The sequence below is a fragment of the Pseudomonas sp. 478 genome, assembly GCF_003254125.1.
In the GTDB taxonomy this organism is placed as follows: Bacteria; Pseudomonadota; Gammaproteobacteria; order Pseudomonadales; family Pseudomonadaceae; genus Aquipseudomonas.
Genome location: NZ_QKZG01000002.1, coordinates 426,427 through 440,869 on the forward strand (window position 1 = coordinate 426,427; position 14,443 = coordinate 440,869).

13 protein-coding genes are annotated in these 14,443 nt (G+C 59.4%); 5 read left to right on the plus strand and 8 right to left on the minus strand.

Annotated elements, in window-relative coordinates; genetic code table 11:
• Window positions 1–19: 19 nt before the first annotated feature.
• The gene (locus tag DFS28_RS05780) at window positions 20–1,027 is read left to right on the plus strand and encodes a glutathione S-transferase family protein (RefSeq protein WP_111448952.1); all 1,008 of its coding nucleotides are present in this window, start codon (window positions 20–22) and stop codon (window positions 1,025–1,027) included.
• A gap of 130 nt (window positions 1,028–1,157) precedes the next feature.
• Here the strand turns inward: DFS28_RS05780 and cysG are convergent, their stop codons facing one another.
• The 7 genes from cysG to DFS28_RS30390 all read right to left on the minus strand — a co-directional run bounded on the left by cysG (window position 1,158) and on the right by DFS28_RS30390 (window position 9,071).
• Window positions 1,158–2,552, minus strand: a complete 1,395-nt coding sequence (gene cysG, locus DFS28_RS05785; protein ID WP_008154841.1) for a siroheme synthase CysG — start codon at window positions 2,550–2,552, stop codon at window positions 1,158–1,160.
• Window positions 2,553–3,833 carry a serine--tRNA ligase gene (gene serS, locus DFS28_RS05790; protein WP_008154844.1) on the minus strand — a complete coding sequence of 427 codons (1,281 nt, stop codon included), beginning with the start codon at window positions 3,831–3,833 and terminating at the stop codon, window positions 2,553–2,555. It abuts the gene before it with no gap.
• A gap of 15 nt (window positions 3,834–3,848) precedes the next feature.
• Window positions 3,849–4,223, minus strand: coding sequence for a fluoride efflux transporter CrcB (crcB, locus tag DFS28_RS05795; RefSeq protein WP_111448953.1), 375 nt, complete (start codon window positions 4,221–4,223; stop codon window positions 3,849–3,851).
• Entirely contained in the window at window positions 4,223–5,545 is a 1,323-nt protein-coding gene (locus DFS28_RS05800) for a replication-associated recombination protein A (protein ID WP_111448954.1), read from the minus strand. The genes crcB and DFS28_RS05800 overlap by 1 nt, the downstream gene beginning before the upstream one ends.
• Before the next feature lie 165 nt (window positions 5,546–5,710).
• Window positions 5,711–6,334, minus strand: coding sequence for an outer membrane lipoprotein chaperone LolA (gene lolA / locus DFS28_RS05805; protein WP_008154853.1), 624 nt, complete (start codon window positions 6,332–6,334; stop codon window positions 5,711–5,713).
• Window positions 6,335–6,399: 65 nt separating this feature from the next.
• Window positions 6,400–8,802 (minus strand): DNA translocase FtsK, encoded by a 2,403-nt coding sequence (locus tag DFS28_RS05810; protein ID WP_111448955.1) that lies wholly within the window; start codon window positions 8,800–8,802, stop codon window positions 6,400–6,402.
• Window positions 8,799–9,071: a hypothetical protein gene (locus tag DFS28_RS30390; RefSeq protein WP_132834031.1), complete on the minus strand. Its 273-nt coding sequence runs from the start codon at window positions 9,069–9,071 to the stop codon at window positions 8,799–8,801. The genes DFS28_RS05810 and DFS28_RS30390 overlap by 4 nt, the downstream gene beginning before the upstream one ends.
• A 38-nt stretch (window positions 9,072–9,109) precedes the next feature.
• Between DFS28_RS30390 and trxB the strand changes: the two genes are divergently transcribed.
• The 4 genes from trxB to infA all read left to right on the plus strand — a co-directional run bounded on the left by trxB (window position 9,110) and on the right by infA (window position 11,908).
• A complete protein-coding gene (trxB, locus tag DFS28_RS05815) occupies window positions 9,110–10,069 on the plus strand; it encodes a thioredoxin-disulfide reductase (protein ID WP_111448956.1) in 960 nt (319 codons plus the stop codon).
• Between the two features lie 64 nt (window positions 10,070–10,133).
• Complete coding sequence (gene aat / locus DFS28_RS05820; RefSeq protein WP_076027908.1) at window positions 10,134–10,814, plus strand: leucyl/phenylalanyl-tRNA--protein transferase; 681 nt, start codon at window positions 10,134–10,136, stop codon at window positions 10,812–10,814.
• Window positions 10,815–10,870: 56 nt separating this feature from the next.
• Window positions 10,871–11,578 (plus strand): arginyltransferase, encoded by a 708-nt coding sequence (locus DFS28_RS05825; protein WP_111448957.1) that lies wholly within the window; start codon window positions 10,871–10,873, stop codon window positions 11,576–11,578.
• 111 nt (window positions 11,579–11,689) lie between these two features.
• Entirely contained in the window at window positions 11,690–11,908 is a 219-nt protein-coding gene (infA, locus tag DFS28_RS05830) for a translation initiation factor IF-1 (protein WP_002553999.1), read from the plus strand.
• A 249-nt stretch (window positions 11,909–12,157) separates the two neighbouring features.
• On the opposite strand, the gene clpA is transcribed toward infA, so the two are convergent.
• Window positions 12,158–14,428 carry an ATP-dependent Clp protease ATP-binding subunit ClpA gene (gene clpA / locus DFS28_RS05835; protein ID WP_008146900.1) on the minus strand — a complete coding sequence of 757 codons (2,271 nt, stop codon included), beginning with the start codon at window positions 14,426–14,428 and terminating at the stop codon, window positions 12,158–12,160.
• Between the last annotated feature and the right edge of the window lie 15 nt (window positions 14,429–14,443).

Below are 14,443 nucleotides of genomic sequence, written 5' to 3' on the forward strand. Positions count from 1 at the left end.
TGGTTGAGGAGTCTTGAACATGGGTTTGTTAGTTGAAGGTCGCTGGCATGACCAGTGGTACGAAAGCGGAAATGACGGTACGTTCCAGCGTGAACAAGCGCAGCGTCGCAACTGGCTGACCGCCGACGGCAAACCGGGCCCGAGCGGTGTCGGTGGCTTTGCGGCCGAGGCCGGTCGTTATCACCTCTACGTGTCCCTCGCCTGTCCATGGGCTCACCGCACGCTGATCCTGCGCAAACTCAAAGGCCTCGAAAGCCTCATCGACGTCTCGGTGGTCAGTTGGTTGATGCTGGAAAACGGCTGGACCTTCGACCAGAACCTCGGATCGACCGGGGACAAGCTCGATCATTTCAATTTCATGCACCAGCGCTACACCGCCGATACCGCCGACTACACTGGCCGCGTCACCGTCCCGGTGCTTTGGGACAAACAGCAAAATCGCATCGTTAACAATGAATCGGCGGAGATCATCCGCATGTTCAATGGCGCCTTCGATGATTTGACGGGTAATGACCTGGATTTCTACCCGGCGCCGTTGCGGGGCGAGATCGACGCGTTGAACGAACGAATTTATCCGGCGGTGAACAATGGCGTGTATCGCGCAGGGTTTGCTACGGCGCAGAAGGCTTATGAAGAGGCGTTCGATGATGTGTTTAACGAACTGGATCGCCTGGAACAGCTGTTGGGCGCCAATCGTTACCTGACCGGCGAATACCTGACTGAAGCTGATATTCGGCTGTTCACCACGTTGATTCGCTTTGACGCGGTGTATTACGGGCACTTCAAATGCAACCTGCGGCGGATTGCCGATTATCCGAATCTGTCGAACTGGCTACGGGAGATTTATCAGTGGCCGGGGATTGCCGAGACGGTGGATTTCGAGCACATCAAGAATCACTACTACGGCAGCCACAAGACCATCAATCCGACGGGGATCGTGCCTAAAGGGCCGGCGCAGGCATTCACAGCGCCGCATGATCGCGAGCGGTTGAGTGGGAAAGGGATTTGGCTTAAGAGCCAGACCTGATCTGAAATACTGGGGCGGTTTTGAGGGCCCCTTCGCGAGCAAACCCGCTCCCACATTTGACCGAGTTCTAACTGAAGAGCACGGTCAAATGTGGGAGCGGGCTTGCTCGCGAAGGGGGCCGACGCGGTCTCTAGACTTGCGCCTGAGCGCCCTCGAACCACGCCAGTTTCTCGCGTAATTGCACCACTTCCCCAACGATCACCAGCGTCGGCGCATGCACTTCATGCTCCGCCACCAAACTTGGCAAATCGGCCAAGGTGCCGGTAAACACCCGCTGATTGACCGTGGTGCCCTGCTGGATCAACGCCGCTGGCGTATCCGCCGCGCGACCATGCTTGATCAACTGCTCGCAGATGATCGGCAAACCCACCAACCCCATGTAAAACACCAGGGTTTGCGCCGGCGCGACCAGGTCGGCCCAGGGCAAATCGGTGGAACCGTCCTTCAGGTGCCCGGTGACAAAACGCACAGACTGCGCGTAATCACGGTGAGTCAGCGGAATCCCGGCATACGCCGCGCAACCGCTGGCCGCGGTGATACCCGGCACCACCTGGAACGGGATGCCATGGGCCGCCAGTTCTTCGATCTCTTCACCGCCGCGACCGAAGATGAACGGATCACCGCCCTTCAATCGCACGACCCGCTTGCCTTGCTTGGCCAAATCCACCAATTGCTGGTTGATCTGATCCTGAGGCACAGCGTGATCGGCGCGACGCTTGCCGACGTAAACCCGCTCGGCATCGCGACGGCACAAATCCAGAATCGCCGGTGCCACCAGGCGGTCATACAGCACCACATCGGCTTGCTGCATCAGACGCAAGGCACGGAAGGTCAGCAGGTCGGGATCACCCGGGCCGGCGCCCACCAAATAGACTTCGCCCGTTGCATTCGGTGCTTCACCGGCAATTTTCGCCAGCATCAAGCGCTCGGCTTCGGCGCCCTGCCCGGCCAGTTGTCGGTCGGCAATCGGGCCCTGGAACACATCTTCCCAGAACGCCCGACGCTGCTGCACATCCGGGAACAGGTGTTTGACCTGGGTGCGAAAACGCGCGGCCAGGCCGGCCAGTTGACCGTAGGTGGAAGGAATCCAGGTTTCCAGTTTGGCGCGGATCAACCGCGCCAGCACCGGCGCGTCGCCGCCGCTGGAGACCGCTACGATCAAAGGAGAACGGTCGACGATCGCCGGGAAGATCACGCTGCACAAGGCTGGCGCGTCCACCACATTGACCGGCACGCAACGCCGATGGGCATCGGCGGAGACTTGCGCGTTCAGCGGTTCGTCGTCGGTGGCGGCGATGATCAGCCCGCAACCGTCCAGGTCCGATTCAACGTAGCCTCGCACCAGACACTCGCCACCGCTGCCGGCAACCAGTTCGCGCAGTTGCGGTTCGATTTCAGGTGCGACCACCCGCAGCAGCGCACCGGCTTCGGCCAGCAGGCGGGATTTGCGCAAGGCAATCTCCCCCCCGCCGACGACCAAGACACGACTGCCGCGAAGGTTATGGAACAGCGGCAGATAGTCCATTTAGCCGATGACCTCAAGGCCACCCATGTACGGTTTCAGCACGTCCGGCACACGGATCGAACCGTCGGCCTGCTGGTAGTTTTCCAGCACCGCCACCAGCGTACGACCGACCGCCAGGCCGGAACCGTTCAGGGTGTGAACCAGTTCAGGCTTGCCGGTTTCCGGGTTGCGGAAACGCGCTTGCATACGGCGGGCCTGGAAGTCGCCGCAGTTGGAGCACGACGAAATCTCGCGGTATTTGTCCTGGCTCGGGATCCACACTTCCAGGTCGTAAGTCTTGACCGCGCTGAAGCCCATGTCGCCGGTGCATAGCGCAATAGTGCGATAAGGCAGTTCGAGCAATTGCAGGACTTTTTCGGCGTTGGCCGTCAGGCCTTCCAGCGCTTCCATCGAGGTCGACGGCTCAACGATCTGGACCATTTCAACTTTGTCGAACTGGTGCTGACGGATCATCCCGCGCGTATCGCGACCCGACGCACCGGCTTCACTGCGAAAGCATGGCGTGTGGGCGACGAACTTGATCGGCAGCAGTTTCGAATCGACGATTTCACCAGCGACGATGTTGGTCAGCGACACTTCGGCGGTCGGAATCAGGTACAGATCGGCTTCGCCTTCGCGAGCAATCTTGAACAGGTCTTCTTCGAACTTCGGCAGCTGACCCGTGCCTTGCAACGCCGGCGCTTGAACCAGATAAGGCGTGTAGGCCTCTTCGTAACCGTGTTCGCTGGTGTGCAGGTTGATCATGAACTGCGCCAGGGCGCGGTGCATGCGAGCAATCGGGCCGCGCAACAGAGCGAAACGGGCGCCGGACAGCTTGGCGGCGGTTTCGAAGTCCAGCCAGCCAAATTTCTCGCCCAGGGCGACATGGTCCTGAACCGGGAAATCGAACGCGGTCGGGGTTCCCCAGCGGCGCACTTCGACGTTACCGTCTTCGTCATCACCGATCGGCACGGATTCATGCGGCAGGTTCGGGATGCCGAGCAGGATCGAATCCAGATCGGTCTGGATCGCGTCCAGCTCGACTTTACCGGCGCTCAATTCGTTCGCCATGCGCTCGACGTCGGCCATCAGCGGCGCGATGTCTTCGCCGCGCTGCTTGGCCTGGCCGATGGATTTGGAGCGCGCATTACGGTCAGCCTGCAGTGCTTCGGTGCGGGTCTGGACGGTCTTGCGCTGTTCTTCCAGCGCTTCGATGCGCGCAACATCCAGCGTGTAGCCACGGGATGCCAGGCGGTCCGCTACGTCCTGAAGGTTGCTACGTAACAGTTTGGAATCGAGCATGTCGGTCTCTCGTTATCAAAGTTTGGTCAAGGACAGGCCAGCCCAGGTAGCGAGCAGTCCGCCGAATACGCTGATGGCAGCATAGACAAAAGCCAGCGGTATTTGCCCGGTTTCCAGCAGACGCACCGTATCCAGTGAAAAAGATGAAAAAGTCGTCAGCCCCCCGAGGAAGCCGACCATCAACCCGGCGCGCACCTCAAACGGCACCTCCGGGCGTATTAAAAACAGACCGTATAGAACGCCGATCAGCAAACAGCCGACGATATTAACGGCCAGCGTCGCGGTATAGAAGTGCCGCGGCCAATTAGCGTTGACCCAGTTACCCGTGGCAAAGCGCAAAAGCGTTCCGGCGATACCACCCACAGAAACGGCAACGATCAATGGAATCACTATTTTCTCCGCTGCCGGGGGCTGAGACGGTCAAGTTGCGCGAGGTGATTGAGCTTCTCGCCGATTTTCAGCTCCAGGCCACGCGGCACCGGCTGATAGAACGGTTGTGGCTCGAGTTCTTCCGGGAAATAGTCTTCGCCAGCGGCGTAAGCGTCCGGCTCATCGTGGGCGTAACGGTATTCGTCGCCATAACCCAGTTGCTTCATCAGCTTGGTCGGCGCGTTGCGCAGGTGCAGCGGCACTTCCAGCGAACCGTGTTCGGTGGCGCTGCGCATGGCAGCTTTGAAACCCATGTACACCGCGTTGCTTTTCGGCGCGCAAGCCAGATAGGTGATGGCCTGGGCGACCGCCAACTCGCCTTCGGGACTGCCGAGGCGCTCCTGCACTTCCCACGCCGCCAGGCACAGGCTCAGGGCGCGGGGATCGGCGTTGCCGATGTCTTCGCTGGCCATGCGCACCACGCGCCGGGCCAGGTACAGCGGATCGCAACCGCCGTCGATCATTCGGGCGAACCAGTACAGTGCACCGTCGGGATTGGAGCCGCGCACGGATTTATGCAGCGCGGAAATCTGGTCGTAAAACGCTTCGCCGCCCTTGTCGAAACGTCGACGGGTATCACCGAGCAGGCTTTGCAGCAGGTCGACGCCGATCTCGCTGTTGTCTTCAGCCAGGTCCGAGGCGTTTTCCAGCAGGTTGAGCAGACGCCGGCCATCGCCATCGGCGGCCGACAGCAGCATCTGGAAGCCTTCATCGCTGAGGGTCAGTTGCCGCTTGCCCAGGCCACGCTCTTCAGTCAGCGCGCGATGCACCAGTTTGCGCAGGGCCGCTTCGTCGAGGCTTTTGAGCACGTAGACGCGGGCTCGGGAGAGCAGCGCGTTGTTGAGTTCGAAGGAGGGATTTTCAGTGGTTGCGCCAATGAAAATCAGCGTGCCGTCTTCAACGTACGGCAGGAACGCGTCCTGCTGAGACTTGTTGAAGCGATGCACTTCATCGACGAACAGGATGGTCCGCCGGCCGTACTGCCCGGCCTGCTGCTTGGCGATTTCCACCGCCTGACGGATTTCCTTCACGCCGGCCAGTACCGCCGAAACCGTTTCGAAGTGCGCATCCGAGACTTCCGCCAGCAGCCGCGCCAGGGTGGTCTTGCCCACACCCGGTGGGCCCCAGAAAATCATCGAGTGCAAGGCACCCTGCTCCAGCGCTTCGCGCAAAGGCTTGCCGCGAGCGAGCAGGTGTTCCTGACCGACGTACTCGTCCAGATTGGCCGCACGCAAACGGGCGGCCAAGGGCTGAGCTATCGGGGCACTGCGAAACAGGTCCATCACTACTTATGAAACCTCACTGGGTCCTGATGCCGATCAATTGAGTATTGAACACATCGGTACCTGTGGGAGCGGGCTTGCTCGCGAATGCGGTGTGTCAGACAACATTGATGGCGACTGACACGCCCTCTTCGCGAGCAAGCCCGCTCCCACAGGTACGGCGGGTTATTCCTGGATCACATCGGCACCCTTGGGGATGTCGAACTTGAACTTGGACGCCGGAATCGGCTCGTTGGCTTTCACGCCGGTGAACAGGATGTTGGTGCGCTGACCGACGCTGTCGATCATCTGCATGTCATTGACCAGGCCATTGCGGAACGAGAGGCGCAGGCTGTCGAACAGGGTGTCCTTGGTTTTCGGCTTCAAGGTGAAGTCGATCACGCCACCGGCTTCCTTGGCGCTGATGTCGAAGCTCTGGCTGATCTTGGACACGTCACCGGACAGCAGCAACGCCGGGGTCTGGGTCAGGCGCTGATCGAGGTTCTTGATGGTGGCCTGCTCAAGGTCCGGATCCCACAACGTTACCTTCTTGCCGTCGGAGACCATCGTTTGTTCAGCCGGCGCATTGGTGTGCCAGTAAAACAAGCCAGGACGCTGCAAGGACATTTCACCCGCGGTTTCCTGCAATTGGGTGCCGCTGCCGTCGAGGGTCAACTGGGAGAAACGCGCGGTCAGGGTCTGGGATTTTTCCAGCAATTGGGTCAGACGCGCCACGTCCTTGTCATCGGCGTGGGCCGAGAGCGTGGTCAAAGCCAAAACCGGCAGCAACAGCATGCGGATAAGACGCATGGGAGTCCTCATAACATTCGTGGGGGTGCGATGGCGCGTCATTACGCCACCGCGTTTCAATCAATTCAGTCGCGTACCGGGCCCGGAGCCAGGACTTCACGCGAACCGTTGGTGTTCATGGACGTCACGACCCCGGCCATCTCCATGGCTTCGATCATGCGCGCGGCGCGGTTGTAGCCGATTTTCAGCTTGCGTTGAACCGCAGAGATGGACGCTCGACGGCTTTCCAGTACGAACTGCACCGCTTCGTCGTAGAGCGCGTCGGATTCACTGTCATCGTCGCCACTGCTGCCGCCTTCAAAGCCACTTCCCGGCTCTTCGACACCGGCGAGAATCTCGTCGTTGTATTCCGGTGCGCCGCGCAGTTTCCAGGCCTCAACCACCCGGTGAACCTCGTCATCGGAGACAAAAGCACCGTGAACACGGATCGGCAGGCTGGTGCCCGGCGGCATGTAGAGCATGTCACCGTGGCCCAACAGTTGTTCGGCGCCGCCCTGGTCGATGATGGTGCGCGAATCGATCTTGCTCGACACCTGGAACGCCATACGGGTCGGAATGTTGGCCTTGATCAGACCGGTGATCACGTCAACCGACGGACGCTGGGTCGCGAGGATCAAGTGGATACCGGCGGCACGGGCCTTCTGGGCGATACGGGCGATCAGTTCTTCAACCTTCTTGCCGACGATCATCATCATGTCGGCGAATTCGTCCACCACCACGACAATGGTCGGCAGCTTGGTCAGCAGCGGTGCTTCGTCGTGAATGCTTTCGCGCTTGTACAACGGATCGGTCAATGGCGTACCGGCGTCCTGGGCTTCCTTGACCTTGGCGTTGAAGCCCGACAGGTTACGCACGCCCATCTTCGCCATCAGCTTGTAGCGACGTTCCATCTCGGCCACGCTCCAGCGCAGGGCGTTGGCGGCGTCCTTCATGTCGGTCACGACCGGGCACAACAGGTGCGGAATGCCTTCGTAGATCGACAGCTCAAGCATTTTCGGGTCGATCATGATCAGCTTGGCGTCTTCCGGGCCGGACTTGAACAGGATCGACAGGATCATCGCGTTCACGCCCACCGATTTACCGGAACCGGTCGTACCGGCTACCAGCAAGTGAGGCATTTTCGCCAGGTCGGTGATGACCGGCTTGCCGCCGATGTCGTGGCCCAGAGCCAAAGTAACCGGCGACTTGAAGTTGTCGTACTCGGGGGTCGACAGCACTTCGGAGAAGCGCACGATCTGGCGGTCTTCGTTAGGAATCTCGATACCGACGGTGGTCTTGCCCGGAATCACTTCCACCACGCGCACGCTGGTCACGGCCAGGGAACGTGCCAGGTCTTTCGCCAGGTTGGAGATGCGGCTGACCTTGACGCCGGCCGCTGGCTGGATTTCGTAACGGGTAATCACCGGGCCTGGGTGAATCGAATCCACCGACACTTCGACGCCGAATTCCTTGAGCTTGATTTCCAGCAAATGGCCGACCGCCGCCAGGGATTCAGGCGAGTAATTGAGTTGTTTCTTTTCTGCCGGGTCGAGAATCGAGATCGGCGGCAAGGTGCCTTCGACGGCGCTGTCGACGAACAACGGCGCCTGTTTCTCTTTTTCCACCCGTTTGCTGGGCGCCGCTGGTTTGGGCGGCGCAGGGGCAATCACTGGCGGCACCTGCTTCTCGCGGTCCGACATGTGTTTGCTCAGGGCCTGCTCACGTTCGATCAGGCGTTCCTTGACCTTGGCTTGCTCACGCTTGTCCGTGACGGTCGGCGCGACCACGTTGTGCACGCGATCATCGACTTCACGCAACTGCGCAACCAGTTGTTTACGCTCGACACGCGCCGCCCACCAGCGATTGGCCGCGCCCTGGAACAATTCGAACAGGTCGAGGGTTATTTTGCCGGTGAGGTCCATCACTTTGAACCACGAGAGGTCGGTGAACACCGTCAGGCCAAACAGGAACAACGCGATGAACACCAGCGTACTGCCCTGGATGTTCAGGGCATTCCTGGCCAGATCACCGAGGCTTTCGCCCAAAGCGCCGCCAGCGCCGGCCGGCAGACCGGTCGCGGCGTGGAAATGGATATGGGCCAGGGCCGCGCCCGACAGCACCAGAAACACCAGGCCGATCAGGCGCCAGGAAAACAGCCAGCCGCTCCACTCCCACTGCTCGTGGCGTTGACGGAAGATTTGATAGGCCTTGATCGCCAGCAACAACGGGAAGATATAGGCGAAGTAACCCAACACCATGAACAGGATATCGGCGCTGTAGGAGCCGACCGGCCCACCGAAGTTCTGCACATCGTCGATCTTGCTGTTATGGCTCCAGCCCGGATCGTCCTTGCCGTAGGTCAACAAGGCCATCATCAGGAACAGGCACAAGCCCCCGATGGCGATCAATGCACCTTCCTTGAGCCGGTAGTGCAATTGCTGGCGCCAGAGCGGAACGACTGTTTTTGGTGCTGCGGTGGATTTCTTCAAAACGCTTCTTTTCCTGCGCCTATGGCGCGTCCATCTGTTGAATGACTATAAAAAACTGCCCAATCCAGGCAGGCAAAAAAGTTAACAGGCGCAACTGGGACTACTTTTAACACTACACCCCGGTTTTTATAAACACGGCGCGCAACGCTTATTTTATTACAAACGCTGTTACAGGCAGGCATTGTACGGGTTTGTTCGTTCGATGCCATGCTTGAAACCCAAGGTGTAGCATAGCCAACAGCACATGACGCGCGTTTCAATTTGAGCATGCATTCTCTTTTGTGACAAAGGCTTATGAGGTGTTTTTATGAGCGAAGCGAAGCATTCCCGCCTGATCATTCTGGGTTCCGGCCCCGCCGGTTACAGCGCTGCCGTTTATGCCGCCCGCGCCAACCTCAACCCCGTTGTGATTACCGGCATACAGGCAGGTGGCCAGCTCACCACCACCGTCGAAGTCGACAACTGGCCCGGTGATGTCGAAGGCCTCACCGGCCCGGTGCTGATGGAACGCATGCAAAAACACGCCGAACGCTTTCACACAGAGATCGTTTACGACCACATTCACACTGCCAAGTTGCAACAGCGCCCGTTCGAACTCATCGGCGACAGCGGCACTTACACCTGCGATGCGCTGATTATCGCCACCGGCGCCTCGGCGCAATACCTGGGGCTGCCATCGGAAGAGACATTTGCCGGCAAAGGCGTGTCGGCCTGCGCGACGTGCGACGGTTTCTTCTACCGCAATCAGGTGGTCGCCGTCGTTGGCGGCGGCAACACGGCAGTTGAAGAAGCGCTGTACCTGTCAAACATCGCCAAGGAAGTTCACCTGATTCACCGCCGCGACAAGTTGCGCTCGGAGAAGATTCTTCAGGACAAACTCTTCGAAAAAGCCGCCAAAGGCAATATCCGCCTGCACTGGAACCAGAATCTGGATGAAGTGCTGGGTGATGCCAGCGGTGTGACCGGCGCCCGCCTGCGGGACAGCCACACTGACGAAACCAGTGAACTGCCGCTGACCGGCGTGTTCATCGCTATTGGCCACAAGCCCAACACCGACCTGTTCGAAGGCCAGCTGAAAATGCGTAACGGCTACCTGCTGGTCAAGGGCGGCAGCGAAGGTGATGCTACCAGCACCGAAATCCCGGGCGTATTTGCCGCCGGGGACGTGGCCGATCACGTTTATCGCCAGGCCGTCACGTCTGCCGGGGCCGGTTGCATGGCCGCGCTGGACGCCGAGAAGTATCTCGACGACATTCCAGTCATTTGACGGCACACTTCACGGTGGGCCCACCCGCCCACCATCGCCCTCCCCTTCTGCAAGCCCGGATGCCATGCTGACTTGGTTACAACGCAACACCCTGACCTTCCCGCCCCTGGAAAAAGCCATGCGCGATCCCAACGGGCTGTTGGCCGCGGGCGGGGATCTGTCCGCCGATCGTCTGATTCAGGCCTATCGCCACGGCTGTTTTCCGTGGTTCTCGGAAGGCCAGCCGATTCTCTGGTGGTCGCCGGATCCGCGCACCGTGCTGTTTCCCGACGAACTGCATGTCTCGCGCAGCCTGAACAAATTGCTGCGCCAGCAACGCTATCAAGTGACCTTTGATCAGGATTTTGCCGCGGTCATCCGCGCTTGCGCCGCGCCTCGGGATTACGCCGACGGCACCTGGATCACAGAAGCCATGCAGAACGCCTACCTGGAGCTGCACAGGCGTGGCTACGCCCATTCGGTGGAAGTCTGGGACCAGGGTGAACTGGTCGGAGGGCTCTACGGCCTGGCGATGGGTCAGCTGTTTTTCGGCGAGTCCATGTTCAGCCGCGCCGACAACGCCTCGAAATATGGCTTTGCCACGCTGGTCCGACATCTGAAAGACTCAGGCTTTGTGCTGATCGACTGCCAGATGCCGACCGACCATCTGCACAGCCTCGGCGCCCGAGCGATTCCCCGCCGCGAGTTTGCCGACTACCTTGCGCAGCATCTGGACCAACCCAGCCGCGCAACCTGGGTTTGCTGAGCGACTTTTGCGCGCGTGGCTTACACTTAATTCAAAGCTTATCCCGAGGGTTGATCATGACCGAGTTGGCGCGTTTGAAGTTTTATGCCACTCAGCCCCACTCTTGCAGTTATCTGCCCGAGGAGCAGGCCACGACCTTGTTCCTCGACCCTAGTCAGCCCATGGATGTGCATGTCTATGCAGACCTGTCTGAAATGGGTTTCCGTCGTAGCGGCGATCATCTTTACCGGCCTCATTGCCAGAATTGCAATGCGTGCGTACCGGCGCGTATCCCTGTGGCGCAATTTTCGCCCAACCGCCAGCAGAAACGCATCTTCAAACGCAACGTCGACCTGCAGGTGCGCCCTGCCAGGCCGCAATTCAGCGAAGAGTATTTCGACCTTTATCAGCGGTATATCGAACAGCGTCACGCCGATGGCGATATGTACCCGCCGAGTCGCGATCAGTTTGCGACGTTCCTGGTACGTGACCTGCCGTTTTCCCGATTCTACGAATTCCGCCTCGAAGGGCGACTGGTGGCAGTGGCCGTCACCGACTTGCTGCCGAACGGTCTGTCGGCCGTTTACACCTTCTACGAGCCCGCTGAAGAACGCCGCAGCCTGGGGCGCTATGCGATCCTCTGGCAAATCGCCGAGGCTCAGCGTCTGGGACTGGAGGCCGTCTATCTGGGCTATTGGATCAAAAACTGCAAAAAGATGAGTTACAAGACTCAATATCGCCCTATCGAACTGCTGATTAATCAGCGCTGGGTCATCCTGAACTAGAGCAAGCCGTAAACCCCTTGGCTTAAACCCCATTTTTCGGGCACAATGCACGCCGCTTTTGCCTGGCGCAGTTGCACCGGGCCATTCATTGGACACCGAGGGCTTTACTGCATGTCGAAAGAAGACAGCTTCGAAATGGAAGGCACTGTCGTCGACACCCTGCCCAACACCATGTTTCGTGTGGAGTTGGAAAATGGGCACGTCGTAACCGCGCATATCTCCGGCAAGATGCGCAAGAATTACATTCGTATTCTTACCGGCGACAAAGTGCGCGTCGAGCTGACGCCCTATGACTTGAGCAAAGGGCGCATCACTTACCGCGCTCGCTAATCAAGTCAATACAAAACGCCCGGTTTATGCCGGGCGTTTTTGTTTGCGGATTTTGATGCCCCCCAATCCCCCTGTGTGGGGGGGGGCTTGCTCTGGGCGGCATTCCGACGAATGCGGTGGGTCAGTCGACATTGATGCAAGCTGACCCACCGCATTCGCGAGCAAGCCCGCTCCCACAGGGGGTTGAGGCACATCCAGCAGACAGCAAAAAGGCGCCTTTCGGCGCCTTTTGCTTTCTTGCGATAACTGTCAGGCCATTTCAGCCGTGGTCTCGAAGTCGAAGGTCAGCTCGCCGTCCTTGAGATCGATGTGAACCACACCACCATGGTCGGCCAGTTCGCCAAAGAGGATCTCTTCCGCCAGCGGACGCTTGATCTTGTCCTGAATCAAACGCGCCATTGGTCGAGCACCCATCGCCGAGTCGTAGCCGCCTGCTGCCAGCCAGCTGCGCGCCGCGTCCGTCACTTCCAGCTGCACGCGCTTGTCTTCCAGCTGCGCCTGAAGCTCGGTAAGGAACTTGTCCACCACGCTTTTGATGACCTCATGGCTGAGGCGACCAAACTGGATAATGGTGTCCAGACGGTTGCGGAACTCTGGCGTGAAGCTCTTCTTGATCACTTCCATTGCATCGGACGAGTGGTCCTGATGGGTGAAACCGATCGAAGCACGAGCTGCCGTTTCGGCACCGGCGTTGGTCGTCATGATGACGATCACGTTACGGAAGTCCGCCTTGCGCCCGTTGTTATCGGTCAGCGTACCGTGGTCCATGACCTGCAGCAGCAGGTTGAAGACTTCCGGATGCGCCTTCTCGATCTCATCGAGCAACAGCACGCAGTGAGGCTGCTTGGTGATGGCTTCGGTCAGCAGGCCGCCCTGATCGAACCCGACATAGCCTGGAGGCGCACCGATCAGACGCGAAACGGTGTGGCGCTCCATGTACTCGGACATGTCGAAACGAACCAGTTCGATACCCAACGCCTTGGCCAGCTGACGCGCCGCTTCGGTTTTACCGACACCGGTAGGCCCTGCGAACAGGAACGAACCGACTGGCTTGTCAGGCGACTTGAGGCCGGCACGGGACAGCTTGATCGCGGTCGACAGCGAGTCGATTGCGGCATCCTGACCAAATACTGTCAGCTTCAGGTCACGCTCAAGGTTACGCAGCAGCTCTTTGTCGGAGCTGGTGACGTGTTTTGGCGGAATTCGCGCGATTTTCGCAACGATGTCCTCGACCTGAGGCACTTCGATACGTTTCACGCGCTTCTCGATCGGTTGCAGACGCTGATAGGCGCCCGCCTCGTCGATGACGTCGATCGCCTTGTCCGGCATGTGCCGGTCATTGATGTAACGCGAGGCCAGTTCAGCAGCGGCGCGCAGGGCTTCATCGCTGTATTCGATGTTGTGGTGCGCTTCGAAACGACCTTTCAGGCCGCGCAGGATACCAATGGTGTCTTCCACCGAAGGTTCCGACACATCGACCTTCTGGAAGCGCCGGGCCAGAGCACGGTCCTTCTCGAAAATCCCGCGGAATTCCTGGAAAGTGGTCGAGCCGATGCAGCGAATATCGCCCGACGACAGCAGCGGCTTGAGCAGGTTCGAGGCATCCATGACCCCACCGGACGCGGCACCCGCACCAATGATGGTATGGATTTCGTCGATGAACAGGATCGCCTGCGGACGTTTTTTCAGCTCATTGAGCAACGCCTTGAAGCGTTTCTCGAAATCGCCGCGGTATTTGGTCCCGGCCAGCAAGGCCCCCAGATCGAGGGAATACACCACGCTGTTGGCCAGCAGGTCTGGTACCTGGTTGTCGACAATGCGCTTGGCCAGGCCTTCGGCAATCGCGGTTTTACCCACGCCCGCCTCGCCCACCAGCAACGGATTGTTTTTGCGACGACGCGCCAGGATCTGCGCGACGCGCTCAACCTCCAGCTCACGGCCTACCAATGGATCGATTCGACCCTGGCGCGCGAGTTCGTTGAGGTTGCTGGCATAAGCATCCAGAGGATTGCCTGAAGAAGAAGACTCACCGCCCTCGTCGTCCTGCATATCTTGCTCACCTTCAGAGTGATCGCCATGCCCCGGCACTTTGGAAATGCCGTGTGCGATGTAGTTGACGACATCGATGCGCGCAACGCTCTGCTGTTTCAGCAGGAACACTGCCTGACTCTCTTGCTCACTGAAGATCGCGACCAGTACGTTGGCGCCAGTCACTTCGCGTTTGCCCGAGCTCTGTACGTGAAAGACAGCACGTTGCAGAACACGCTGGAAGCCCAGGGTTGGCTGGGTCTCACGATCCTCGTCATGAACGGGGATCAATGGCGTGGTGGAGTCGATGAACTCCTGCAGGTCGTGCTTGAGTTTGTCGAGGTTTGCGCCGCAGGCACGCAAAACGGTGGCGGCAGCCTCATTGTCCAATAGGGCCAGCAGGAGGTGCTCGACGGTCATGAATTCATGACGCTTCGAACGGGCCTCCTTGAAGGCAAGATTGAGGGTGACTTCGAGCTCGCGGTTTAACATAGCTTCACCTCATAC